The sequence below is a fragment of the Salinibacillus aidingensis genome, from assembly GCF_055393355.1.
On the sequence record NZ_AP043759.1, the window covers coordinates 518865 to 543352 of the forward strand.

Consider the following 24488-nt stretch of genomic DNA (forward strand, 5'->3'; position numbering starts at 1 on the left):
AAATATGCTGTATGTTTCCCAATATGCATGCATAAATTTTATTAGGTGATGCCTATGGTATTTTGGTTGTCGACATTTTTAATCTTTTATATTATGTTCACGAGCATCTATACTTTCTTTAAACGGAAGGATGAAATCAGGGGTAGATTCTCCTTTGATCAGTTTTATATCCTTGTGACGATTTATTTAACCGTCATGACAGGGTTTGGAATCTTTTATTTTTTATTGTCACAGCAGGGAATCCCTTTATTGGATGAAGGACATTTAAGAGGGACCTCTCAATGGGATCGTCTGGGACATGCCATCTACTTCAGTGGGGTTACGTTAATGACGATTGGATACGGAGATATTACCCCTATTGGGATAGGGAAGTTTATAGCCCTCTTTGAATCTATGATTGGCTATGTTCTGCCGGCTGCATTTTTTGTCCAGGTTCTTCAGGATTATCGTAAATAAGCCTGTAAGTTGAATTCGCCCGTTATTTTCGTTACCCTTAATCAAAAAGGAGGGAATTTCCATGACTGTACATACAGGCGAAAAAGCACCAGATTTTGCATTGCCGTCAAGTAATGGGGAAACAGTAAAGCTCTCAGACTATCGAGGAAAAAATGTCGTTCTTTATTTTTATCCAAAAGACATGACACCCGGGTGTACGACGGAAGCGTGTGATTTCCGTGATCACCATGAAAGCTTTGCCGAGTTGGACGCAGTGATCCTCGGTATCAGTCCTGATCCGGTTGACCGTCACGAAAAGTTTATTGACAAGCATGATCTCCCATTCCAGCTACTTGCGGATGAAGACCATAAAGTTGCTGAAGAGTACGGGGTTTGGAAATTGAAAAAAGCATTCGGAAAAGAATCCATGGGTATTGAACGCTCAACCTTCGTCATTGATAAAGAAGGGAATCTGGCGAAGGAATGGCGAAAAGTTAAAGTAGATGGCCATGTGGAAGAAGCACTGAAGTTTATTAGAGAAGAAATGTAAGAAAAGGGCTGGTCTTAAAGGGACCAGCCCTTTCATTTGGATTTATTCGGAATTCCATATTTCATGGTGGGCTATACATTTTCCATAACAATGAGTACCCCTGACAACGTAAGTATAGAAATTAAGGTAGAAAGAAGAATCATAATCGGTGCCCAATCTGACATGACCCGGTATTTATCCGCAAAAACATTCAACAGGGCTCCAATCGGTAAGGCGGATAAAAGAATTGCTACTGTAGCCCAGAGTTCATTTTCAATGGAGAAAACAAACAGAACGAGGATACCCATTACGAGTGGCATATATAGTAATTTTAGACCTATAAGAACGCCCATTTCCTTTTTGGTGGACGGCTCCACTTTGACATCCTGCCTCTCACTTAATAACCCTAAACCTAATGCAAATAGTGCGGTTGGCCCTGCTGCAGCCCCTAACGTATCTGTGAATACATGGATGAAAGCCGGAATCGGGAGCTGTAGAAGAGAGGCAGCAATCCCTAATAACAAGGATGCGTTAATTGGATTTTGGAAAACTGCCTTAGCAATGTTAAAGGGCAAGGATATATACGAATTCTTTCTATTTCTCATCGAAGCACTGATTTCAAAGGACATAACGACAAAGGTAATAATGATGATATCGAATGTAAATGTTGCGATTGCGGCCGGCACAGCTGCTTCCTGACCAAAAGCAGCTACTACAAATGGGATCCCCATGAAGCCGGTATTGCCGTAAGATGCTGCCATTCCGTATATGGATATATCGGGAAGCTTTCGCTGAAAAAACACCCGGGCCAAAATCGCTGCCGTAAAAAAGCAAATAATCGCTACCATGACGTTCAGACTAATAAACGGCCAATTGGTGATCTGCTCAATGGGAGTGGTTGATAGAGAATAAAATAAAAGGGCGGGTAAGGCAAAATAATAGACAAAATCATTTAAGGCCTGAGCCCCTGAAACAGACACTAAGCGAAAACGACCGGCAAGATAACCGCAAAAGATAATAGCAAAAATCGGAATCACTGCATTAATGATAATATTCACAGTATAACCTCACTTTCTATCGATGTTCGGATAGATACGCAATGGTTTTATATTATCAGAATTTTCTAGTGTTTTCATTATTTCATACGTCAATAGTTATAGCCTGATTGTTAAAATACATTTACATATATATAAGAAGGAAGGGGAAATTTAATGAGAGAAAAAAGTTTTTAGTAGAGGATGAATAATGATGACTGTAAAAGTGCAGCGGATTGTAAATGCAGCCATGATAATCGTTGCATGGATGACGCTTCTCTTTATGGAAAAGCGTCAACTGAAAAGATTTCTTCCTGCAACCATCCTTATTGTACTTTTTGAAACGATCAATGGGATGTATGGTAAAAAACTAGGCTGGTGGCGCTTTTATAACAAACCGAAATCAGATTTGTTCGGGGAATATCCTTTTTATGCAGGACCATTTCTGGCTTGCTCAATCTGGGTGTTAAAATGGACGTATGGCAACTTAAAATGGTTTGTATCTCTTAATGCCCTTTTTAATTTTATCTTTGCATTCCCGATAGCATCCTTTGCGAAGAGATTAAGGTATTACAAATTAGAACGAATCAATCATGTTCAATTTTTCTTCTACTATTTTTATAAGGCCTTTATACTATATGGACTTCAGTATTTGTTTGATAAAAATTATTCGTTAAAAGGACAGGGGAAACAATCAGAATCTTAGTGATACGATACGGCCTCCTCTATGAAGAGACCGTTTCCCCATTAAGAATCTCCTGATTAAATTTAAAATCCTCTATCGTGGCTTTTTTAACCGACGGCAGGTTTCTCAGCACAGGAACCATTGCAATATACAGGGAGATAAAAAGAAAACTGAATCCAGCTCCTAAAAATACCACTGAGCTCGGGAAAATACTTCCCAGTGCACCGCCTGCTAATGAACCAAGGGGCATTGCGGACGTGCTGATGCTGGCGATAACGGAAAACACACGTGCCAGAAACTTTCGGGGAACACAGCCCTGTAAAATGGTATAAAACAGGACGTTCGTTAACCCTATAGGAATGGAACATATACCAAAGAGGACAATACTTATCCAATTTATCGGCATGAAAACCGAGCTGATCCAGAATCCTGCTCCAATGAGAAAGCTGATCATCGTAATTTTTCCGACGGGTATTTTTTCAAATAAAGGGGCACATAGCGACCCGATAAGAACTCCCGCGGAAAATGCTGCTAACAGAGCTCCGTATACTTCGGAACCTCCACGAAAATCAGCATAGGCTGGAAGGATGGCCATCATTGCTCCCAGTGCAAAATTGGCTACAATATTTTCCCCGAATAATTTTACAATGGCTGAACCCAGAACCAGCTGAAATCCTGCTTTTAAATCTTTCATATATTGACGGGTTTCGCGTTTGAGCGAGAACTCTTTTGCCGGTTCCTTCGCTTCGGTTGCCTCCTTCCCGATTGTCATCCTCCAATAGAGAAGCGCCGCTATGAAAAAGATAACAGAATCCGTCCAAAAGAGGGTGATCGCACCAAAAAAGGTAATCAGCAGGCCTGTGACAGCGTTAAAAACCATATCAACCCCCTGATAAGCAAAGGACATTAGAGAATTTCCCTTTGTCAGCTGTTCTTTTGGCAGAATCACAGGAATTAATGCTGAGGTGGCTGGATAAGCGATTTGATTTAATAAGGAAATGACAGGCATAACGATTAATACAATCGTTACATTTAAAACCCCAAGGCTATGGGCAATGGGAATGGAAAGAATCATAAAGGCCTGCAGTCCCTGTGAAAATGTCAGCACTTTCCGAATGGAGATTCGATCAATAACAGGACCGGTCAAAAACTGCAGTACCTGTGGGATGAGTGTCAGAAATCCAGCAAGCCCAGTATAAAAAGCAGATCCTCCTAATTCATATACAAGCCACATCGCTGCCACATAATAAATACTATCACCGGCATTGGTTGCCATTCGTCCGCTGAACAGCTTGAAAAAATTTTTATTCTGTAAAACCGACATCATAGCTCTCACTCCTTAAAATATATTTATTCAGTAAAAATAATTTTACCGTATGGGTGAAAAAGAAGACCTGCCATAACAGGCCTATTTTTCATCCTCATCCTGTTCCTGCTGGTGGCCCGATTGTTTGAAAAATCCTTCCTCCAGCTGAAAGGCCATGCTCAAAAAGTAATAGGGCTTGGCGTCAGGATTATTTTCATCTTCCTTAGACATTTCATCTAATTCATACATGATTTCCCGATACTTTTTAGCCCACTTTTTAAACTTCTCCTCGGTTGTTTTTAATTCCCATTGAGTGGACATAAACTTCCAATTGGCAGGATTGGTTTCCCCCGTCTCATTCTTAAAGGCATCATCCGGCGCAGCTAAGATTCGTGTTTTCGTACGATCCAGCGTTTCAAACATAATCTGGCGGGTAGCATCACTGATTTCCTTGGAATGAGGGAGGAGCTCATTGCTTAATACAAATCCTTTAGCAACAGATTGGTAAAACTTCTGGATGATGCCGTTCTTTTCTTCTTTTTTAATGATTTTAATAAAACCGTTTTTCTCCAATTCCCGCAAATGGTAGTGGACTCTTGCCCGGCTCAAATCAAAGATCTCAGATAACTGCTGTCCGGTGTAGGGCTTTTCAATAAGACGCATAATTAATTTCGAGCGAAACGGATCTCCTAAGATTTTCAGTTGTTCGTATTCGTTGATGATTTTAAATTGCTCCATGGGTCATCACCTTGATCGTATTATTTTTTTACTCGGTAAAATTAACTTAACTGAATTATAGACTTGAATGGCTTAAAAAACAAGGCCCTTTAATTAAAAAATTTAATAATTTGGTCATTTTTCGTTTATATATAGTAGAGGGAATGCAATACAAGTTAAAATCGGGTATGCTTATATATAGAAGAAAATAGACAGTATAAGGAGGGGAAAACGTGATGGAGATCCTGACAACATGTCGGATAAAACGCAGCATACAAGACAGGTTATTGCATTCATACCCATCTCTTACATTTCGGTTTTGTGATGATATAAAAGAAGCAGAGAGCTATTTGCCCCAGGCAGAAATTTTAATTACATATGGTGAGGACTTAACCGATGACCATATTTATAAGGCGAAAAATTTGAAATGGATTATGGTTATATCCGCCGGCGTTGATAAAATGCCGTTTAATGCCATTAAAGAAAAGTCTATTCTCGTAACCAATGTCAAAGGGATTCATGGTATTCCGATGTCTGAATATGCTTTTTCCATGCTTCTGCAGGTCTCAAGGCAGGCGAAGGTTCTGTATGAGAATGAACAGAAACATCAATGGGATCGTACGGTACATATGACAGAAATGTATGGGAAGACCATGCTTGTGGCTGGAACAGGAGCGATCGGCCAGGAGGTAGCACGCCTGGCAAAAGCCTTTCGAATGAAAACCATTGGCCTGTCCAAAAGCGGCCGGTCATCAGAGTATTTTGATGAAACCGGAACTATGGATCAGCTCCTGGATAAGGTGTCTGCAGCTGACTACATTGTTTCCGTTCTTCCAAGCACAGAAGGAACGAAGCATATTTATCAGACCCCTCACTTTCAGGCGATGAAAAAGGAAGCGATTTTTTTAAATATGGGGCGCGGGGATGCGGTTAAAGAAGATGATTTAGTGGAGGCATTAAATCAGAATGAGCTTCGTCACGCCGTACTGGATGTGTTTGAGCAGGAACCGCTGCCGGAGAATCATCCATTTTGGTATATGGAAAATGTAACGATTACACCGCACATTTCAGGGCTTTCCCGGTATTATCAGCCAAGATCCTTTGAAATTTTTGAAGCAAACCTTGAAAAATACTTAAATGATCAAAACGACTATATAAACGTCATTGATCCTGAACGGGGGTATTAACATTGAGAATTTATACAAGATCTGGGGATAAAGGAACCACATCACTCATATATGGTAAAAGAGTCGAAAAAAATCACGCCCGGGTGGAGGCCTATGGTACTTGTGATGAAGCCAATTCCATGATTGGTCTTGCATTAAGCTATTTGAACGGGGAAAACTGGGAAGGACAGGAGGAATTTATGTCCTTCATGCAGCGGGTGCAAACGATTCTGTTTCATGTAGGCGCTGAATTGGCGACTCCGGAAGGGAAAGAAGTAACCTGGAAATTAAAGCAGGAGCATATAGATGAATTGGAAAAGGAAATCGATATACTCGATCAGCATTTAGCGCCTCTTAAAAATTTCATTCTGCCGTCCGGACACCAGGCATCAGCGACCTTACATGTAGCAAGAACTGTAACCAGAAGAGCAGAACGAAAGGCAGTAGCCATTGATTCAGATCAGCACAGACTGGCTATATCCTACTTAAATCGTCTATCTGATTTTCTGTTTGTGGCAGCCCGATATGTAAATGAGAAGTGCGGAGGAACCGAAATCCCATTAAAAACCGACGTATGATGGATTGTTCGGGCCGGATTTATTGACAAACCTGAATTTCAGGCTGTACACTAATTATAAGAATTATAAGGTAATAATAAATCGATTTATCACGTATTAACTGGCCATAATACCTCCACTTCAAGTTTTGAGGGTAACCTAACAAGAGTAAATGGGGGATAAACGGCCAGTAAATACCTGATAAGTTCAACTAACCATCAGTGGGGGATGGAGAAAAACCCCACTGATGGAAATTTCACTTTATAAAATGTTTAAAGATAACGGCTCTATTAAATTTAAGGTTGAAAGCGAGGTGCATGACGGTGTCAGATCAACTCCAAGAGGCACTGGATATTTTAAGAGATTCTGGCGTTCGGATTACCCCACAACGTCATGCAGTGTTGGAATTCCTGATTCAAGCGGAGATACATCCGACAGCTGATGACATTTATAAGGCACTGGAAAGTAAATTTCCGAATATGAGCGTGGCTACGGTTTATAACAACCTGCGTGTGTTCCGTGAAATCGGTCTGGTCCGTGAGCTGACGTACGGGGATTCCTCGAGTCGTTTTGATTGTAACACCTCAGATCACTATCACATTATTTGTGACCAGTGTGGAAAAATTGTGGATTTTCATTATCCGCGTTTAGATGAAGTAGAATCCATTGCTGAACAAATTACGGGTTTTGATATTAGTCATCATCGGATGGAAGTGTACGGAACCTGCGATGAATGTAAGCATGTCGCCAAAGCCAGTAACTAAGGTGTTCAATAAGCTGGGCCTGAGCAGAGGTTCCGGCTTTTTTTATTTAAGAATTACCGTAAGAAAACCGCCTTCTTTACATATATGAAAGAATTCTGCTCTTTATCCACAAAATAAAGCCATTCCTCAGTACGGAATGGCTTCTGTGTTCATCATTAAGTTTTTCCTTCAGTTTCAGCGCATTTCCTTATGACCCATCATTCGCCTTCGCTATGTGTGACTTCCTTTTGGTATTTTTTTGAGTTGTAGCGCTCATCAAATTCTTTTCCTTCAAGATTCTTGTCCAATGTTAAAGGCTGCTTACAGAACATACAGGCATCAACCCGCCCGAGCATTTTCGTCTGTTTCTCACAGGATGGACAGGTAACAGGGACGGCTCTTGTTGACAGCATGCCTATCCAGAAGTAAACAACTGTACTTAAAACAATGCCGATGACACCCAGGATCATAAAGGTAACCATAACCCACTCGGTCTCCTTAAAATAAAGACCTATGTACATTAAAATCATTCCGGCAAAAATTAATCCAAGGGCGAATCCGCGGATTTTATTAATTTTACTTTTATATTTAAGTTCTGCCATTAAGCTTCCTCCTTTTCTCACATTCCACTATAGCATAATTATACGTGAAGTCATGAAATTGAAAAAAGGATTTTCCTTTATTTTATCGAAATATTTTATGTACATTTATTTTGGAGGAGTTCGTCTATGGAAGATTTTTTGAGACCTATATATCAGGAAAGGGCAAGTCAGCCGAATACATTGGGAATTGTTATGGTTGAGAAGGAAAAACCGGTCAGTCCAATAACCGATAATTTTGATATCATATTACTTATTGTAGTGCGGGAATCGGAAACATCCTGGTTCGTCAAACATTATGAATTTGAGGATCGGCGCGCTGCGATGCATATTGTAGAAGAAAACCAGTTACAGGACTGGATTGACACAAGTGGTTATCGAAAGGTTCTTGAATGGCTCTTAGCTGGAAAAATTGTCTATGACCGAAATGAGTATATCGCTAATTTAAAGGAAATCCTCCGTGAATTTCCTGATGAAAAGCGCAATCTTAGAAAAGTGATTGAGTTTGCAAAGTTAATCCGCTCTTATCGTGAATGCCGCTCTTTATATGAAACAAAGCAATACCTTGATTCATTCAGTCAAATGGTTCGATCCCTTCATTATTTAGCGAGATTGGCTGTCATTGAAAAGGGACTTCATCCTGAGGTAACTGTCTGGAAACAGGTGAAGCAGATTGAACCGGAAATCTATAAACTGTATGAGGAGTTAATAGAAAGTAATGAACCGATGGAAAAACGGGTGGAGCTTATGCTGCTGGCAAGTGAGTTTATGATTAACTCCAGAGCGAAAAATTGTTCCAAGTACTTATTGGATGTCATGGTTACTCAGGATACCTGGTCCATAGGAGAGCTGAAAAATCATCCTGATGTAAAACCGTATGCTCTGGATTTAAGTGCCTTGCTGGCTTACCTGGTGGAAAGAGATATTGTGCAGGTTGTCAAAACAGAAACCAAGGGGAAAAATATCTACCATCGTAAATACCGAGTATAAATGTAAATGACTTTTAAAAGGGAGTCACTTTTTCTACACAAATGCATAGATTATAACTGTTGCGGGAAATACCATTAATAGAATGTTTTTTTAAATACCGTTGCCTATACTGAAAAAAAGCAGAACATATAAATGATATGACTGCCACAAGATGATTACTTCCATCTATTTGTTATTCTTGTTACAGATAAAGGGGGAGTGATGGAGGTAATCTAAATTAGAATGAAATTTCAACGAAAAAATCACGAAAACATATTGACCATGTTTTCGTGCCATGGTATATTATTATTCGTCGCTTGAGGCGACAATAAAAAACGTGAATGATTTGCCAATAATTTGTTCTTGAAATGATGTAGCTGTTCATGTTACATTATATATCGTTGCTCACAGGCAACAGAACATTTCAACATTTACTAAATAAATTCATTGTTGAAATTGATTAATCACCATGTTATATTATTAATTGTCGCTTTGAACAGCGCACATAACAAATAAAAAGTTATTGACATTCAGTTGGTGACTTGATATAATAAGTAAGTCGCTTTAAGGCGACGGACTTCGAACCTTGAAAACTGAACAAAACAACCAGTACGTCAATTCGCTATTTAAATAGCATTGATTTATGAGTGACAGGAAAACTTGTTTCTCAGTAATAGTTGAGCACTTTATGTGCGATGACAACATTTATTGGAGAGTTTGATCCTGGCTCAGGACGAACGCTGGCGGCGTGCCTAATACATGCAAGTCGAGCGCGTGAAACAAGTTGATTCCTTCGGGATGAAACTTGTGGAACGAGCGGCGGACGGGTGAGTAACACGTGGGCAACCTACCTGTAAGATCGGGATAACTCCGGGAAACCGGGGCTAATACCGGATAACACCTCCGACCGCATGGTCGGAAGTTGAAAGACGGCTTTTATGCTGTCACTTACAGATGGGCCCGCGGCGCATTAGCTAGTTGGTGAGGTAAGAGCTCACCAAGGCAACGATGCGTAGCCGACCTGAGAGGGTGATCGGCCACACTGGGACTGAGACACGGCCCAGACTCCTACGGGAGGCAGCAGTAGGGAATCTTCCGCAATGGACGAAAGTCTGACGGAGCAACGCCGCGTGAGTGATGAAGGTCTTCGGATCGTAAAGCTCTGTTGTCAGGGAAGAACAAGTACAAGAGGAACTGTTTGTACCTTGACGGTACCTGACCAGAAAGCCACGGCTAACTACGTGCCAGCAGCCGCGGTAATACGTAGGTGGCAAGCGTTGTCCGGAATTATTGGGCGTAAAGCGCGCGCAGGCGGTTTCTTAAGTCTGATGTGAAAGCCCACGGCTTAACCGTGGAGGGTCATTGGAAACTGGGAGGCTTGAGTGCAGGAGAGGAGAGTGGAATTCCACGTGTAGCGGTGAAATGCGTAGATATGTGGAGGAACACCAGTGGCGAAGGCGACTCTCTGGCCTGTAACTGACGCTGAGGCGCGAAAGCGTGGGGAGCGAACAGGATTAGATACCCTGGTAGTCCACGCCGTAAACGTTGAGTGCTAGGTGTTAGGGGGTTTCCGCCCCTTAGTGCTGAAGTTAACGCATTAAGCACTCCGCCTGGGGAGTACGGCCGCAAGGCTGAAACTCAAAGGAATTGACGGGGGCCCGCACAAGCGGTGGAGCATGTGGTTTAATTCGAAGCAACGCGAAGAACCTTACCAGGTCTTGACATCCTCTGCTACCTCTAGAGATAGAGGGTTCCCTTCGGGGACAGAGTGACAGGTGGTGCATGGTTGTCGTCAGCTCGTGTCGTGAGATGTTGGGTTAAGTCCCGCAACGAGCGCAACCCTTGACCTTAGTTGCCAGCATTTAGTTGGGCACTCTAGGGTGACTGCCGGTGACAAACCGGAGGAAGGTGGGGATGACGTCAAATCATCATGCCCCTTATGACCTGGGCTACACACGTGCTACAATGGATGGTACAAAGGGCAGCGAAGCCGCGAGGTGAAGCTAATCCCATAAAACCATTCTCAGTTCGGATTGCAGGCTGCAACTCGCCTGTATGAAGCCGGAATCGCTAGTAATCGCGGATCAGCATGCCGCGGTGAATACGTTCCCGGGCCTTGTACACACCGCCCGTCACACCACGAGAGTTGGCAACACCCGAAGTCGGTGGGGTAACCTTTTGGAGCCAGCCGCCTAAGGTGGGGCCAATGATTGGGGTGAAGTCGTAACAAGGTAGCCGTATCGGAAGGTGCGGCTGGATCACCTCCTTTCTAAGGAAGATAAGGTCACTTCGTGACCAAAAAAGAGCGTACTCGGTTGTTTTGTTTAGTTTTGAAGGATCGAAGGATTCTTTAAATAGCACCTTGAAAACTAGATAAGAAAGCAATCAAGAGCAGACAACGGACAATATTGTCCGTGTGCGTTATAAGTTAAGTGAATAAGAGCGCACGGTGAATGCCTTGGCACTAGGAGCCGATGAAGGACGGGACAAACACCGATATGCTTCGGGGAGCTGTAAGTAAGCTTTGATCCGGAGATTTCCGAATGGGGAAACCCGCTGTCCGTAATGGGGCAGTATCCTTATCTGAATCCATAGGGTAAGGAAGGTAACCCGGGGAACTGAAACATCTCAGTACCCGGAGGAAGAGAAAGCAAACGCGATTTCCTAAGTAGCGGCGAGCGAACGGGAAACAGCCCAAACCAGAAGGCTTGCCTTCTGGGGTTGTAGGACACTCCATACGGAGTTACCAAGAAATCAGGTAGATGAAACGGTCTGGAAAGACCTGCCGAAGAAGGTAACAGCCCTGTAATTCAAACCTGGTTTCCTCCGGAGTGGATCCTGAGTACGGCGGAACACGTGAAATTCCGTCGGAATCCGGGAGGACCATCTCCCAAGGCTAAATACTCCCTAGTGACCGATAGCGAACCAGTACCGTGAGGGAAAGGTGAAAAGCACCCCGGGAGGGGAGTGAAAGAGAACCTGAAACCGTGTGCTTACAAGTAGTTGGAGCCCGTTAATGGGTGACAGCGTGCCTTTTGTAGAATGAACCGGCGAGTTTCGATCTCATGCAAGGTTAAGCAGAAGATGTGGAGCCGCAGCGAAAGCGAGTCTGAACAGGGCGTATGAGTATGAGGTCGCAGACCCGAAACCGTGTGACCTACCCATGTCCAGGGTGAAGGTAAGGTAACACTTACTGGAGGCCCGAACCCACGTACGTTGAAAAGTGCGGGGATGAGGTGTGGGTAGCGGTGAAATGCCAATCGAACACGGAGATAGCTGGTTCTCTCCGAAATAGCTTTAGGGCTAGCCTCAAGAATCGAGTTTTGGAGGTAGAGCACTGATTGGACTAGGGGCCCTCATCGGGTTACCGAATTCAGTCAAACTCCGAATGCCAACAACTTGAGCTTGGGAGTCAGACTATGGGTGATAAGGTTCATAGTCGAGAGGGAAACAGCCCAGACCGCCAGCTAAGGTCCCTAAGTATACGTTAAGTGGAAAAGGATGTGGAGTTGCTTAGACAACCAGGATGTTGGCTTAGAAGCAGCCATCATTTAAAGAGTGCGTAATAGCTCACTGGTCGAGTGACTCTGCGCCGAAAATATACCGGGGCTAAACGTATCACCGAAGCTGCGGATTGTACCGTTGGTACAATGGTAGGAGAGCGTTCTAAGCGCAGCGAAGTCCGATCGGAAGAACGGGTGGAGCGCTTAGAAGTGAGAATGCCGGTATGAGTAGCGAAAGACAAGTGAGAATCTTGTCCACCGAAAGCCTAAGGTTTCCTGAGGAAGGCTCGTCCGCTCAGGGTTAGTCGGGACCTAAGCCGAGGCCGAAAGGCGTAGGCGATGGAAAACAGGTTGACATTCCTGTACCACCTTTCATCCGTTTGAGCAATGGGGTGACGCAGGAGGATAAGGAAGCGTGCTGATGGATATGCACGTCCAAGCAGTGAGAGTGATGAGCAGGCAAATCCGCTCATCGTAAGCTCGGGCTGTGATGGGGAGGGAAATAGAGTACCGAAGTTCCTGATTTCACACTGCCAAGAAAAGCCTCTCGTGAGGATGAGGGTGCCCGTACCGCAAACCGACACAGGTAGGCGAGGAGAGAATCCTAAGGTGAGCGGGATAACTCTCGTTAAGGAACTCGGCAAAATGACCCCGTAACTTCGGGAGAAGGGGTGCTCGTTCAGGCTTCGGTCTGGATGAGCCGCAGTGAAAAGGCCCAAGCGACTGTTTATCAAAAACACAGGTCTCTGCGAAGCCGAAAGGCGAAGTATAGGGGCTGACACCTGCCCGGTGCTGGAAGGTTAAGAGGATGAGTTAGCCCTTCGGGCGAAGCTCTGAATCGAAGCCCCAGTAAACGGCGGCCGTAACTATAACGGTCCTAAGGTAGCGAAATTCCTTGTCGGGTAAGTTCCGACCCGCACGAAAGGTGCAACGACTTGGGCACTGTCTCAACGAGAGACCCGGTGAAATTATACTATGCGTGAAGATGCGCATTACCCGCGACAGGACGGAAAGACCCCGTGGAGCTTTACTGTAGCCTGATATTGAATGTTGGTACAGCTTGTACAGGATAGGTGGGAGCCATCGAAACCGGAGCGCTAGCTTCGGTGGAGGCGCCGGTGGGATACCACCCTGGCTGTACGGACATTCTAACCCAGAACCGTGATCCGGTTCGGAGACAGTGTCAGGTGGGCAGTTTGACTGGGGCGGTCGCCTCCTAAAGAGTAACGGAGGCGCCCAAAGGTTCCCTCAGAATGGTTGGAAATCATTCGCAGAGTGTAAAGGCAGAAGGGAGCTTGACTGCGAGACCTACAAGTCGAGCAGGGACGAAAGTCGGGCTTAGTGATCCGGCGGTACCGAATGGAAGGGCCGTCGCTCAACGGATAAAAGCTACCCCGGGGATAACAGGCTTATCTCCCCCAAGAGTCCACATCGACGGGGAGGTTTGGCACCTCGATGTCGGCTCATCGCATCCTGGGGCTGTAGTCGGTCCCAAGGGTTGGGCTGTTCGCCCATTAAAGCGGTACGCGAGCTGGGTTCAGAACGTCGTGAGACAGTTCGGTCCCTATCCGTCGTGGGCGTTGGAAATTTGAGAGGAGCTGTCCTTAGTACGAGAGGACCGGGATGGACACACCGCTGGTGTACCAGTTGTTCCGCCAGGAGCACGGCTGGGTAGCTACGTGTGGAAGGGATAAGTGCTGAAAGCATCTAAGCATGAAGCCCCCCTCAAGATGAGATTTCCCATCATTTTAAATGAGTAAGATTCCTCAGAGACGATGAGGTAGATAGGTCCGAGGTGGAAGCGTGGTGACACGTGCAGCTGACGGATACTAATCAATCGAGGACTTAACTTATACGAAAAGCGCAGGCGACTGTTCAGGTCATGCGGGATAAGACGAAGACATAGAGTGGCATGGTTTTGCCCACGGAATGGCTTTGGCTTATATCCGCCTTGACCTAGGAGCCGGAGCTAGACAACATGAAAAGCGCAGGCGGATCTATAGACCAATGTCTACTCACATGATTGACTTTCTTATCTAGTTTTGAGGGTGTTTTTAAAATTACCCCTTGATTTTTTGTGAAAACAAGATATAATATTTGTTGTCACTGAAAATGATAATTTGTCTGGTGACGAGGGCGGAGAGGTCACACCTGTTCCCATTCCGAACACAGTAGTTAAGCTCTCCAGCGCCGATGGTAGTTGGGGTTCTTCCCCTGCGAGAGTAGGACGTCGCCAGGCGGTATAAAAATACCACTCTAGCTCAGTTTGAATGGTATGAAAGTAAAAGTTGATAACATTCCACCGTAGCTCAGAGGTAGAGCAATCGGCTGTTAACCGATCGGTCGCAGGTTCGAATCCTGCCGGTGGAGCCATTGGAGAGCTGTCCGAGTGGTCGAAGGAGCACGATTGGAAATCGTGTAGGCCGCTACCGCGGTCTCGAGGGTTCGAATCCCTCGCTCTCCGCCATTATACATATGTGGCCCGTTGGTCAAGTGGTTAAGACATCGCCCTTTCACGGCGGTATCACGGGTTCGAATCCCGTACGGGTCACCATTATATTGGAGGATTAGCTCAGCTGGGAGAGCACCTGCCTTACAAGCAGGGGGTCGGTGGTTCGAGCCCGCCATCCTCCACCATGAAAATTAAATTAGAAATCGCAAAGGCTAAAACAGCTTTTGTAACATCGCGGGGTGGAGCAGTCTGGTAGCTCGTCGGGCTCATAACCCGAAGGTCGCAAGTTCAAATCTTGCCCCCGCAACCAATGGTCCGGTAGTTCAGCTGGTTAGAATGCCTGCCTGTCACGCAGGAGGTCGCGGGTTCGAGTCCCGTCCGGACCGCCATTAAATACATAGGATATTTGTTTAGGAACTTATATCATAATGAAATTACATAGTGGCTCGGTAGCTCAGTCGGTAGAGCAACGGACTGAAAATCCGTGTGTCGGCGGTTCGATTCCGTCCCGAGCCACCATTTTCAAGTTATATTTTTGACTTGAAACCAGTAAGATATAGTAGTAATATTCTAGCTGGGACTCTAATTAATTTAATTGGAGGGGTAGCGAAGTCTGGCTAAACGCGGCGGACTGTAAATCCGCTCCCTTTGGGTTCACAGGTTCGAATCCTGTCCCCTCCACCATTTATTTAATAGTAACGTAGGGGTATAGTTTAATGGTAAAACGAAGGTCTCCAAAACCTTTGATGTGGGTTCGATTCCTACTACCCCTGCCATTTTCATTTTAAAGGAAAATATATGGCGGTTGTGGCGAAGTGGTTAACGCACCGGATTGTGGCTCCGGCATTCGTGGGTTCGATTCCCACCAATCGCCCTTTTGGTATACATTGGGCCATAGCCAAGCGGTAAGGCAACGGGTTTTGATCTCGTGATGCGCTGGTTCGAATCCAGCTGGCCCAGCCATTCATGCGGAAGTAGTTCAGTGGTAGAACACCACCTTGCCAAGGTGGGGGTCGCGGGTTCGAATCCCGTCTTCCGCTCCATTAAAAGTTGGCGGCATAGCCAAGTGGTAAGGCAGAGGTCTGCAAAACCTTTATCACCGGTTCGAATCCGGTTGCCGCCTCCAGAATACATGCCGGTGTGGCGGAATTGGCAGACGCGCACGACTCAAAATCGTGTTCCTTCTGGAGTGTCGGTTCGACCCCGACCACCGGTATCTTCTAGTATTTCTTAAACACGTTAAGTTATTTTATAAACCCTATAAACGTTGATATTTCAGCGTTTATAGGGTTTTCTATTTTTATCGAATACGATTGGAAACGATAGGTTTGAATTTTAAATTACACAATTTTGCACATTAGATGTTGTTTTTTACACATAATTTTTCACATTATGTATTAAGTTTAAAAAATTATTGATCTTCTAAGTAGTCTTCATTTAACCAATCCCGGGAACTTTGATTACAACAACAAAAATGCAGGTCAACATGTTTACCAAGAGAAAAACTTTAATGATCTTGAACTAGAAAATCATTTCTCCATATTTTACTTACGAATTAAGCTTATGTTCTTCCATAATCGCACCAGATTGTGAAAGAGCATTTTCTATTGTACAGTATATTTGTACTGCGCAGCAGTTGTTCTTCCTTTATAACCAACCGTTTGCTTTAATAAGAAATTAAATTGGATTAAAAAAAGATAAATGGTGCTTTAAACTCTAATTACTAAATAATCATCCTCCTCATAAATTCATTCTCGATTATTAAGCCAGGTAAAAACTGATGAAAAAAAGAAACTACCCCCATGATTCCAGCAATTTGATCTGGGGAATAGATGCTAGCTAAGTAATTTTTGTCTATCCATACTGAACACGGCATCTCCTCCCGAGAAACATTTACAGCTCGATTTAACATAGCTGATTTTAGAATTGTATATTCATCGGAACTTATATATGGCTTTAGGTGAGACCAAGTAACATGTAAAAATTTCGGATAGTTTGCTAGTGCTCGATAATCACTTGCTACATCGAAAGAATTGTGAGTTTTGGCGACATCAGATAAAAGTGTTCTAAGGGAAATCGGAGCCTGTGGAATATGAACTAGATCAATATGGGGCATTTGACTGTATATACCTGGCTGGATGTGTCCTTTAATCTGTTTTTGTGTAGTAATGGGACGGTCTGCTAAACTTTCTATCAACAAACTCGCAATCAATAGCAATTTCGGGTTTACATATTGAAAAGTAGAGATAATATTATGAATATGATTAAGCGTTTGATGATGATGATCTTTACTAAAATCATACTGAGGTACTGTTGTTAGGGCTGGAAATCGTAATTTATTCGCAGCAGTCTCCATGTTGATGGTCAACATGTTAGGTCTAACCTGTTGCCAAGCCATTGTTAAAAATTCGGGATAATTTGCTAATGCACGAAAGATAAAATTAACCATTGGGACTTTAAGAACGTATTTAATATCCTCAAACACTTCTTTCACAATCCCACGTGCATCCGACTCAAACACTTCAGGAAACCCATACTGCATCATTTCTTTACCACCTTTCTTAGAAAAATTTTTCTACCCGTACTGAAAGAGTAGGAAAAGTTCCCCTGTCCCTACTCTTTCTTATAAGGTAATTCTGGTTGGGAGAAATGCGGGAATTTTTGAATATTTCGGTATGGCATATAAGGAGGAATTTTTACATTTGCGCAAGAAAGTGGTACTTCAATTTGATCTCCAATATCTGCACGATAGGGTGGCATCATTTGATTGATTTTAGCCAATTCCTCCAATGACAATCCATTGATTTCTGCAATATCCTCAAAGGTTTGGTTTTCAGAAATCATGATTTTATTACGTACTGGTTTAATTTTGCAGGAGCACTGCTTAAAAGTCGGTTGCTTTGATAACGGGTCTGTAAAATCAATAGTAAGTTCATTGGCAGATTGATTATTTTCCCACGTTCCATAATGGAAAGGAACGAAAATAAGTCCAGGTTGAACCGTGTCAACCACTCGAGCTGGAACTTTAATTGAACCTCTTGGGGAGGAAACTTTGACTAGTTCCCCTGGAATTATGCCTAAATTTTCTGCGTCTACAATATTTATCTCCGCATAGCCTTCGGGAGCTATCATTTGTAAATAAGGAGATCTACCCGTTTTCGTTCTTGTATGCCAATGCCAAACGAGTCTCCCGGTAGTTAGCCAAAATGGATATTCTTCTCTTGGTTGCTCCACCGGCGGTACGTAATGGGTGCCATAAAGAATGGCTCTTCCGTTTGCTTGCATTGATTCAAACTCTTCTTTCGTCCTAGGTCTACCAGTAAATAAATCCTTCCCATAGCTCTGCGCATCATCGGGGAAGGTATGGAATTTAAAATCAGAATATAGCCTTGGAGTACCAAGCGGGTACTTTTCATCAATTGGCCAACGTAGTCCATTATATTTTTTCAGCTTTTCATAAGTGGCAGCACTCATATCACTCGGCCTTCCTTTAGAGACTTTTTTCCATTCCTCGAAGCATTGTTCTGGGGTTTCGTAAGTAATTAGTGGTTTACCATCTTTGTCCTTAAAACCCATTCGTTTTGCAAAATCTAGTAAAATACCAAAATCACTTTTTATACCATTTGGTGGATCGACCGCCTTCGTTAGTAGATTAATTGTTCGATCTGCATTTTCCATCGTTCCTTCTTTTTCTCCCCAAATAGCTGGAGGAAGAACAATATCTGCCACTTCGGTTGTTTCGGTTAAAAAGGGATCCTGAACAACAACAAAGGTATTTTCAAATGCTTTTTTTGCTCTTTGTCGATTTGGTAAAGATGCCATTGGATTTGTATTGATGTTCCAAAACAAGCCAATTTTTCCTTTTTCCATTAGATGAACTATCTCTTCAATACCCTTTTCTGGTCCAACTTCTAAGTCTGACGTGTTCACATTCCAAAGCTCTGCCATTTCCTTAATATGTTTCGGATTACCCGGGTTCCTGTTCCCTGGATAGGTACCAACGCCACCAACAGTCCGGTTCCCAGAAGAACTAGGCTGCCCAGCCATATGTAACGGCCCACTACCTGGCTTGCCGATTAATCCTCTTATTAAATGAATGTTATTAATAGCCACACAAGTACTAGTGGCATCCGCTGTTTGGTAAGCACCTTGAAGTGTGGTACATACCAAAGAGTTTGTTTTCCCTATAACTTGAGCAGCCATCTCAATGATATGCCCTGGTATTCCAGTTACTTTTTCTGCCATGGAAGGTGTCCAGGCTTCGGTAGCCCAATGAATACGTTCAAAACCAACCGTGTGTTTTCCGATAAAATCTTTGTCTACCCAACCGTTTTTTAACAGTAGATGGACGATTCCATTCAATAACGCCAAATTGGTTCCAGGCTTTAACTGCAAAAACAAGTCAGCTTCTTTAGCTGTCAGTGTTTTTCTAACATCAACGACAATGATATACGGCTTTCCTGTACGGCGTTTTCGCTCCATAATTCGTTCGAAAAATACCGTGCCAGTTTCTGCTGGATTATGACCAAAAAGCATGATTGTATCGGTTAAATCAACATCTTCAAACGAAGCAGGAACACCATCTGAACCAAACGATTGAAACAAGCACCACTCGGTCGTTGCGGTACACAATCTTGTATTCGCATCTAATAAATGAGAGCGTAAACCAGCTCTACCAATCTTAGCAATCGTATAGTAGGTTTCTAGTGTACCTTGACCAGTAGAGTAAAACGCTATCCCATCGGAACCAATCGTCCGAAGCGTTTCTTTTGTCCTCGTAACAATAAGGTTCATCGCCTCATCCCAAGAAGCAGGCTGCAAGGTACCATCTTTTCTAATTAATGGCGTTGTTAAACGGTCTTGGCTCTTGTTGGCGTACCATTGGTTCTCCCCTTTCGGATCGAGTCGTCCTCGATTTATATCATGATCTTCATTCCCTTTTATCCCAACGATTTTGTTATCTTTTACTCCGATATAACAGCCACAACCAATGGAACAAATGTTACATGTACTATACACCCATTTATCTACATCTCCTTGGCTGTATAAATTAATATCCACTCTTGATTTCTCCCAATTCAATAGTCAGCACCTACTTCCTTTCGATATAACGGCGGAACAATATATCTAGTATCTTCTTCCCCATAAATACCTTTAATGTAAGGAACCAATCGCTCTAAGTCTTTCTGAATACTTTGATACAAATCTAACCGATGTTGAACAACGTTAGATGGCGTGATTTCCATCCAGATGGAAGCTCTTCCCCATGCCCGGACAAGTGGATCGAGAGCCTCGTCATCTCGGTAAAGAATAGAAAATAATTGTTTTAATTGATAAAGGTTCGGTTGGGGTTGATGTAGGATAAGATGAATCTGATAAAGGACATGATTCGATTCATATAAGAGTGGTCTAATTCGAAATTCTAATGGGTTATTATTGATAGGAAAATTCGCGAGGAGGTATTGGAAAGTTTGATATATTCGATCAATAGTATGGTACATTTTAGCCCCCCTTAATAGATATTTGTTAAAAACACAAATATACAGTATAGGTATATGTGATGAATAGGCTTTTATGATACGATAATGTAAGTTTATATAGTTAGTAACTGTTTTTTTTAGAGAAACTAACTTTCGTGGACATACATAGTAATTCCTTATCCCGTCATTTAAAATATAGATAGTAACGAAAAGATTAGTATTTCTACCAACCATCTAACATGTATTATGTAAGTAGAAATGTGCTTTAGGAGACATTGACCTTTAAGGACTTTTCTTGTGTAAAAGTGTGTAAAGTAATCTCAAAACCTACTTTTTTTACAGTTTCCAGTTATCCCTCAAATATTACAACTTGTAATACCCCATAAACAAAAAACTAACTAAACATTTTCTTTAAATCATAAAAAAAGAAACCAAAACAGTCTTCCATATTCAAATTTGTATTCATTTAGGGGCTTACTCATATACCTGTCCTTTCATTCAGCAAAACATGAAGAATCCTATAAACGATAAGCCGTATTGATAATAACCAACTCATAATCAAAATGAAAGATCCTGGCACTCATTTTATAGAGTGCCAGGATCTTCTATAAAACATTTTTTATAGTTATGTTATTGGTGGAGTTTCAGTGCAGCAGTTGCTACTAACTTTCCATATTCTCTTGCAATTTGCATTTCTGTATCATTTGGCTTATTCATTGGAGCTTCTTGAGATGTTTCCACCGGTATAACTGCAGTTGCTCCATAAGGATTACCGTACTGTGCCCGATCCGCATTAACTGGCCCAGCATTAGAAACAAGCACCATACCATGATGTTGCATAGGTGTTTGTAATGCTCGACAAATGTTTTCAACTCCACCATGTTGAGTTGAAGTTGTAGCAAAAACCCCTCCAACTTTCCCTTGAAGGGCTCCGGTAAACCATAGTTGTCCTAATTTAGAAAAGAAAGTTGCCATTTTTGGATTTGGCTCTCCAAAGATACCTGATGAACCCCAAATAATACCTACAGCATCTTTTAACTCATCCGGTTCAACTTCCTCTACCGATTTATAAATCACTTCACAGCCATCAACTTGCTTAGCACCATCTGCAATGGCATTCCCTAGAACTTCTGTATGACCAAACATACTTCCATGTAAAACAAAGATTTTCACACAAATACCCCTTTCAAAGTTGTTCACTATATTTTTCCCAGTTAATGAGTAAATATGTTGAAATCTCAAACAATATAGAAAGGAAAATATCACTTTGAAATTTTGCTTGAATCTATCTTCTGTGGTCTGTTCACAAAATAGATACCACATAGTATTAATCCACCACCTATTAGTGTTGAAAAATGCAATAACTCACCCAGTAGTATCCATCCAAAAACAACCCCAAATAAAGGAGCAAGAAATAAATAGGCACTTACTTTTCCAGGGTCTTCTTTCTGTAAAGAAAGAACCAAATTGCAAATTGTACAATGGAAGCCATGATTGCTAACCATAGGATTATTAAAATCGATACCGACGTAATTTCTATTTCAACTTTTTCAAATAGAGCACTTCCTACCAATAATAAGAGACCACCAGATAACATTTGATAGGCAGTCAATACCCATGTATCGAATGTTGAGCCCCGCTTTTTTAACAACAATGTTGCAATAGACCATGAGACCGCACTTAAGAAACCCAAAAGGGTACCAGATTGTTGCATATCTAAACTTGCCCCTAGTGTAATAAACACACCTAAAAATCCAATTAAGACTCCTAACCACTGAATCCAGCGATATTTTGTTCCCACAAAAATTGTTCCGAAAATAACAACAAGCAAAGGGTTGGTAAAAGTTAAAATGGACGATTCACCAGGAGTTATGGTACGCAGACTTAAAAAGATAGACACTTACCTGAACTAGCATCAACTAGATGCAATCCTGCATGTCGTAATAAAGAATTACCATGTGCAAAACCACTTAAGTCTCCTGCTTCTCCTAAAATGCGGCAAGTGTAATTTTACTAATTCCTTTCATGGCCAGCATTTCTCTGGCAAAAGTAATTTCATCAAGAGCTTTCGTAACTTCCATTTCAACTCGCTCCAGTTGAGCTGTTGCCAGCTCAAACTCTGCAAGCAATTGTTCCAAATGTAACTTATAAGCATCAAGTGCCAGATGAGTACCAACTGATTGTTTAAATAATTCAATGAGTGCTTGAGCTTTTTTAAGCCCAGCGTGACATTTCATTTTTGTTTTCCAGGCTTCAACAATATCCTCAGCCTTCATAGATCGAATTTCTATAGGTGTAGGGAATAGGCGAAGTGTAGCGATGGCTCCTTTTCCTTTTACATCTTTGAATACTTGACGAAGCTCAGGGAAACCACATCAACCCAGCGATTAAGCGATTAATTTGGTTAACGGAACTTACAAGACGTTTAACAACCATGTCACGGTTAGACATTAATACTCGCAGCTTTTCGAAAGATTCTGAGGTAGGACGTATAAAGGAATAGTATCCATTCTTCACCATATCAGCAATAACCAGAGCATCTTTTTTATCACTTTTAGATTGGGTATTATCACGGTTTTCTTTATACTTTTTAACTTAGGTGAGGGTTCACAGTTACTACTTCAATATCGTGATCATACAGCCACTTAGAAAGGTTGACCCAATACCTCGTTATTTTCAAAAGAAAGAGGTTCACCGACAATAATTCCTCGGAAGTTAACAGCACGAGCAACGCCTACGATATCCATTGGGATGGAGGGGGCTCCTGGTCACCAGGCTTCATCTATCAATAAAGATGGGACATTATATACTAATGGGACCCGCGGTTATTATGGCAACGCTCCAACAATGGGTGGATTTGATCAGATGACTGCTACTGTAGGAGGGTTGTGGGATTCTATGTTAGGTGAAGGAAGACATTGGTGGATAACCTCAACGTCCGACTCGCATGTTAACTGGAGAGATGGCGGAACAGATTTTTGGCCTGGTGAGTATTCCAAAACCTATGTAAAGGCTGAAAAAAATTACGAGGATATCATGGAGAGTATTCGTGCAGGTAAGATATTTGTTACGACAGGTGATCTCATTTCTGAACTAGATATAAACGTTCAGACCGGAGGGAGTTCGGTTACGTTTGGTGAAACGCTAACTATCTCAATCAAAGAATCCGATGATGTAACAGTTACGATTCGTCTAAAAGATCCAAGCGTAGATAATGCCAATGGCGATAACCCAGCAGTAAAGCGCGTCGATTTAATTATAGGTGACATAATCGGAAAAGCAGAGGATCGTACAGCATATTCATACCCTACTACCAAAGTGCTAGCACGTTTTACAGCAAAGGATTGGAAACAAAAGGGCGATTATATCGAAATTTCTTATACATTAAAAAACCTTGATAAAAACAGCTATATTCGATTACGAGGCACGAATACAGATCAATTAGAACCTGCTGTAGATCCTAAGGGAGAAGATCCATGGACAGATTTCTGGTTCTATTCAAACCCAGTGTTTATCAAGTTATCTAATTAAAAAGAAGCGGCAACTAACGTTTATATCTTAGCTGCCGCTTTCTTTACTTAAAATGTGCCTGCGTTTATCACTTTAAATAATACTAATCATGCCATTTTTCATAATCCTACTTCCCCATAGCTCGTCATATATGTCAGTCCATTGTCTTGAAATCTCCTCATTAATGAGTGTAAGAAGTTGTTCTTGGTTTTCATAGGCTGACTCTTCGGTGAAATTATAAGAGCCCGTAACGACTTGTTCGTTGTCGATAATGACCATTTTTAAGTGCATTTTTTGGGCGGTATTGACTTTTGCCTCAATACCGTTTTTGGTAAATGCATCTAGAATAGCGGCATTGTTATCTGTTTTTGCTTTGTCTTCATCTGTGAAAAGTCTGACGGTGACTCCTCGATCTTTTGCTTCAAGAATAGCTTCCGCGATATCTGTATCTTCGAAATTGTACATAGCAATGTCCAATGTCTCTTCTGCTTTATTTATAGTGTCAAGAAGAAGCGTTTTTGGATTATTTTCCATACCACTGAAAGCAAAATCAATTCCAATATCATCTTCATCAACAATAAATGAAGTAGAATTACTAGTTAAAAAATGGTTAATAAGTAGTAAATTAAGAAGAAGGGAGACAATACTCCAAAAATATAATAATGTTCTTGAATTGAATGACAATTAAAGACCTCCTAAATAGATTATTATCAGTCTAATTATAATAATTTAGTAAGTCGAGAAGATGTCTATTTTATCATTATCTAACCTCAACATAATCCATTAGACAAGTTAAAGGGCAT

At 42.2% G+C, this 24488-nt stretch carries 17 protein-coding genes, 14 tRNA genes, 3 rRNA genes and 2 pseudogenes; 25 read left to right on the forward strand and 11 right to left on the reverse strand.

Features of this window, described 5'->3' with window-relative positions:
• Positions 1–54: 54 nt before the first annotated feature.
• Positions 55–456 carry an ion channel gene (locus tag ACZ5OK_RS02880; protein WP_343842164.1) on the forward strand — a complete coding sequence of 134 codons (402 nt, stop codon included), beginning with the start codon at positions 55–57 and terminating at the stop codon, positions 454–456.
• Between the two features lie 61 nt (positions 457–517).
• Positions 518–985, forward strand: a complete 468-nt coding sequence (gene bcp / locus ACZ5OK_RS02885) for a thioredoxin-dependent thiol peroxidase (RefSeq protein WP_343842167.1) — start codon at positions 518–520, stop codon at positions 983–985.
• A gap of 71 nt (positions 986–1056) precedes the next feature.
• Here bcp and ACZ5OK_RS02890 read toward each other — a convergent pair whose 3' ends face one another.
• Positions 1057–2022 (reverse strand): AEC family transporter, encoded by a 966-nt coding sequence (locus ACZ5OK_RS02890; protein WP_343842169.1) that lies wholly within the window; start codon positions 2020–2022, stop codon positions 1057–1059.
• Positions 2023–2209: 187 nt separating this feature from the next.
• On the opposite strand from ACZ5OK_RS02890, the gene ACZ5OK_RS02895 reads away from it, so the two are divergent.
• Positions 2210–2704 carry a hypothetical protein gene (locus ACZ5OK_RS02895; RefSeq protein ID WP_464758385.1) on the forward strand — a complete coding sequence of 165 codons (495 nt, stop codon included), beginning with the start codon at positions 2210–2212 and terminating at the stop codon, positions 2702–2704.
• 19 nt (positions 2705–2723) lie between these two features.
• On the opposite strand, the gene ACZ5OK_RS02900 is transcribed toward ACZ5OK_RS02895, so the two are convergent.
• On the reverse strand, positions 2724–4010 hold the full coding sequence (locus ACZ5OK_RS02900; RefSeq protein WP_343842175.1) for an MFS transporter: 1287 nt from the start codon (positions 4008–4010) through the stop codon (positions 2724–2726).
• A gap of 81 nt (positions 4011–4091) precedes the next feature.
• Entirely contained in the window at positions 4092–4727 is a 636-nt protein-coding gene (locus ACZ5OK_RS02905; protein WP_343842178.1) for an ArsR/SmtB family transcription factor, read from the reverse strand.
• A 215-nt stretch (positions 4728–4942) separates the two neighbouring features.
• Between ACZ5OK_RS02905 and ACZ5OK_RS02910 the strand changes: the two genes are divergently transcribed.
• The 3 genes from ACZ5OK_RS02910 (at position 4943) to perR (ending at position 7193) form a co-directional block, all read left to right on the forward strand.
• Positions 4943–5893: a D-2-hydroxyacid dehydrogenase gene (locus ACZ5OK_RS02910; RefSeq protein ID WP_343842221.1), complete on the forward strand. Its 951-nt coding sequence runs from the start codon at positions 4943–4945 to the stop codon at positions 5891–5893.
• A gap of 2 nt (positions 5894–5895) precedes the next feature.
• Entirely contained in the window at positions 5896–6450 is a 555-nt protein-coding gene (locus ACZ5OK_RS02915; protein WP_343842180.1) for a cob(I)yrinic acid a,c-diamide adenosyltransferase, read from the forward strand.
• 296 nt (positions 6451–6746) lie between these two features.
• Positions 6747–7193, forward strand: a complete 447-nt coding sequence (gene perR / locus ACZ5OK_RS02920; protein WP_044163788.1) for a peroxide-responsive transcriptional repressor PerR — start codon at positions 6747–6749, stop codon at positions 7191–7193.
• 197 nt (positions 7194–7390) lie between these two features.
• Here perR and ACZ5OK_RS02925 read toward each other — a convergent pair whose 3' ends face one another.
• Entirely contained in the window at positions 7391–7774 is a 384-nt protein-coding gene (locus ACZ5OK_RS02925; RefSeq protein ID WP_343842184.1) for a YgzB family protein, read from the reverse strand.
• Between the two features lie 126 nt (positions 7775–7900).
• Here ACZ5OK_RS02925 and ACZ5OK_RS02930 point away from each other — a divergent pair, with 126 nt between their 5' ends.
• The 18 genes from ACZ5OK_RS02930 to ACZ5OK_RS03015 all read left to right on the forward strand — a co-directional run bounded on the left by ACZ5OK_RS02930 (position 7901) and on the right by ACZ5OK_RS03015 (position 15911).
• A complete protein-coding gene (locus ACZ5OK_RS02930; RefSeq protein WP_343842187.1) occupies positions 7901–8761 on the forward strand; it encodes a nucleotidyltransferase-like protein in 861 nt (286 codons plus the stop codon).
• 684 nt (positions 8762–9445) lie between these two features.
• Positions 9446–11009: ribosomal RNA gene (locus ACZ5OK_RS02935) — 16S ribosomal RNA — on the forward strand.
• 157 nt (positions 11010–11166) lie between these two features.
• Positions 11167–14096, forward strand: a 23S ribosomal RNA gene (locus ACZ5OK_RS02940).
• 270 nt (positions 14097–14366) lie between these two features.
• Positions 14367–14482 (forward strand): 5S ribosomal RNA (gene rrf / locus ACZ5OK_RS02945).
• The 16S, 23S and 5S rRNA genes sit together here with 14 tRNA genes alongside, the layout of an rRNA operon.
• Positions 14483–14541: 59 nt before the next feature.
• Positions 14542–14616: transfer RNA gene (locus tag ACZ5OK_RS02950), tRNA-Asn, on the forward strand.
• A 2-nt stretch (positions 14617–14618) separates the two neighbouring features.
• Positions 14619–14710 (forward strand) — tRNA-Ser (locus ACZ5OK_RS02955).
• A 12-nt stretch (positions 14711–14722) separates the two neighbouring features.
• Positions 14723–14797, forward strand: a tRNA-Glu gene (locus ACZ5OK_RS02960).
• A 7-nt stretch (positions 14798–14804) separates the two neighbouring features.
• Positions 14805–14880, forward strand: a tRNA-Val gene (locus ACZ5OK_RS02965).
• 48 nt (positions 14881–14928) lie between these two features.
• Positions 14929–15005, forward strand: a tRNA-Met gene (locus ACZ5OK_RS02970).
• 2 nt (positions 15006–15007) lie between these two features.
• Positions 15008–15084: transfer RNA gene (locus ACZ5OK_RS02975), tRNA-Asp, on the forward strand.
• 54 nt (positions 15085–15138) lie between these two features.
• Positions 15139–15214: transfer RNA gene (locus ACZ5OK_RS02980), tRNA-Phe, on the forward strand.
• Positions 15215–15292: 78 nt separating this feature from the next.
• Positions 15293–15379 (forward strand) — tRNA-Tyr (locus ACZ5OK_RS02985).
• A gap of 18 nt (positions 15380–15397) precedes the next feature.
• A tRNA-Trp gene (locus tag ACZ5OK_RS02990) sits at positions 15398–15471 on the forward strand.
• A 25-nt stretch (positions 15472–15496) separates the two neighbouring features.
• Positions 15497–15569 (forward strand) — tRNA-His (locus tag ACZ5OK_RS02995).
• Positions 15570–15583: 14 nt separating this feature from the next.
• Positions 15584–15658: transfer RNA gene (locus ACZ5OK_RS03000), tRNA-Gln, on the forward strand.
• Between the two features lie 5 nt (positions 15659–15663).
• Positions 15664–15738, forward strand: a tRNA-Gly gene (locus ACZ5OK_RS03005).
• A gap of 9 nt (positions 15739–15747) precedes the next feature.
• Positions 15748–15821 (forward strand) — tRNA-Cys (locus tag ACZ5OK_RS03010).
• 8 nt (positions 15822–15829) lie between these two features.
• A tRNA-Leu gene (locus ACZ5OK_RS03015) sits at positions 15830–15911 on the forward strand.
• Between the two features lie 507 nt (positions 15912–16418).
• On the opposite strand, the gene ACZ5OK_RS03020 is transcribed toward ACZ5OK_RS03015, so the two are convergent.
• From ACZ5OK_RS03020 to ACZ5OK_RS03045, 6 genes and pseudogenes are all read right to left on the reverse strand, one after another.
• Positions 16419–17240, reverse strand: coding sequence for a halocarboxylic acid dehydrogenase DehI family protein (locus ACZ5OK_RS03020; protein ID WP_343839057.1), 822 nt, complete (start codon positions 17238–17240; stop codon positions 16419–16421).
• Between the two features lie 68 nt (positions 17241–17308).
• On the reverse strand, positions 17309–19756 hold the full coding sequence (locus ACZ5OK_RS03025; RefSeq protein ID WP_343839059.1) for a molybdopterin oxidoreductase family protein: 2448 nt from the start codon (positions 19754–19756) through the stop codon (positions 17309–17311).
• Positions 19757–19773: 17 nt separating this feature from the next.
• A complete protein-coding gene (locus ACZ5OK_RS03030) occupies positions 19774–20196 on the reverse strand; it encodes a hypothetical protein (protein ID WP_343839061.1) in 423 nt (140 codons plus the stop codon).
• 609 nt (positions 20197–20805) lie between these two features.
• Positions 20806–21498: a flavodoxin domain-containing protein gene (locus ACZ5OK_RS03035; protein ID WP_343839063.1), complete on the reverse strand. Its 693-nt coding sequence runs from the start codon at positions 21496–21498 to the stop codon at positions 20806–20808.
• A pseudogene (locus ACZ5OK_RS03040) lies at positions 21438–22069 on the reverse strand (DMT family transporter); the annotation flags it as partial. The gene ACZ5OK_RS03035 and the pseudogene ACZ5OK_RS03040, both read right to left, overlap by 61 nt.
• A gap of 5 nt (positions 22070–22074) precedes the next feature.
• Positions 22075–22907: pseudogene (locus tag ACZ5OK_RS03045) on the reverse strand (IS110 family transposase); the annotation flags it as partial.
• Between the two features lie 115 nt (positions 22908–23022).
• On the opposite strand from ACZ5OK_RS03045, the gene ACZ5OK_RS03050 reads away from it, so the two are divergent.
• Positions 23023–23706 carry a hypothetical protein gene (locus ACZ5OK_RS03050; RefSeq protein WP_464758391.1) on the forward strand — a complete coding sequence of 228 codons (684 nt, stop codon included), beginning with the start codon at positions 23023–23025 and terminating at the stop codon, positions 23704–23706.
• 72 nt (positions 23707–23778) lie between these two features.
• On the opposite strand, the gene ACZ5OK_RS03055 is transcribed toward ACZ5OK_RS03050, so the two are convergent.
• Positions 23779–24369, reverse strand: a complete 591-nt coding sequence (locus tag ACZ5OK_RS03055; RefSeq protein ID WP_343839067.1) for a phospholipase D-like domain-containing protein — start codon at positions 24367–24369, stop codon at positions 23779–23781.
• Positions 24370–24488: the final 119 nt, after the last annotated feature.

Bases quoted from the DNA above. Each gene is read 5' to 3' on its own strand.
- bcp (WP_343842167.1), top strand. From the start codon at position 518: ATGACTGTACATACAGGCGAAAAAGCACCAGATTTTGCATTGCCGTCA.
- ACZ5OK_RS03050 (WP_464758391.1), top strand. From the start codon at position 23,023: ATGGGTGGATTTGATCAGATGACTGCTACTGTAGGAGGGTTGTGGGAT.
- ACZ5OK_RS02905 (WP_343842178.1), bottom strand. From the start codon at position 4,727: ATGGAGCAATTTAAAATCATCAACGAATACGAACAACTGAAAATCTTA.
- ACZ5OK_RS02910 (WP_343842221.1), top strand. From the start codon at position 4,943: ATGGAGATCCTGACAACATGTCGGATAAAACGCAGCATACAAGACAGG.
- ACZ5OK_RS02900 (WP_343842175.1), bottom strand. From the start codon at position 4,010: ATGATGTCGGTTTTACAGAATAAAAATTTTTTCAAGCTGTTCAGCGGA.
- perR (WP_044163788.1), top strand. From the start codon at position 6,747: ATGACGGTGTCAGATCAACTCCAAGAGGCACTGGATATTTTAAGAGAT.
- ACZ5OK_RS03030 (WP_343839061.1), bottom strand. From the start codon at position 20,196: ATGTACCATACTATTGATCGAATATATCAAACTTTCCAATACCTCCTC.
- ACZ5OK_RS02930 (WP_343842187.1), top strand. From the start codon at position 7,901: ATGGAAGATTTTTTGAGACCTATATATCAGGAAAGGGCAAGTCAGCCG.
- ACZ5OK_RS02925 (WP_343842184.1), bottom strand. From the start codon at position 7,774: ATGGCAGAACTTAAATATAAAAGTAAAATTAATAAAATCCGCGGATTC.
- ACZ5OK_RS02880 (WP_343842164.1), top strand. From the start codon at position 55: ATGGTATTTTGGTTGTCGACATTTTTAATCTTTTATATTATGTTCACG.
- ACZ5OK_RS02895 (WP_464758385.1), top strand. From the start codon at position 2,210: ATGATGACTGTAAAAGTGCAGCGGATTGTAAATGCAGCCATGATAATC.
- ACZ5OK_RS03020 (WP_343839057.1), bottom strand. From the start codon at position 17,240: ATGATGCAGTATGGGTTTCCTGAAGTGTTTGAGTCGGATGCACGTGGG.
- ACZ5OK_RS03035 (WP_343839063.1), bottom strand. From the start codon at position 21,498: ATGTGGTATCTATTTTGTGAACAGACCACAGAAGATAGATTCAAGCAA.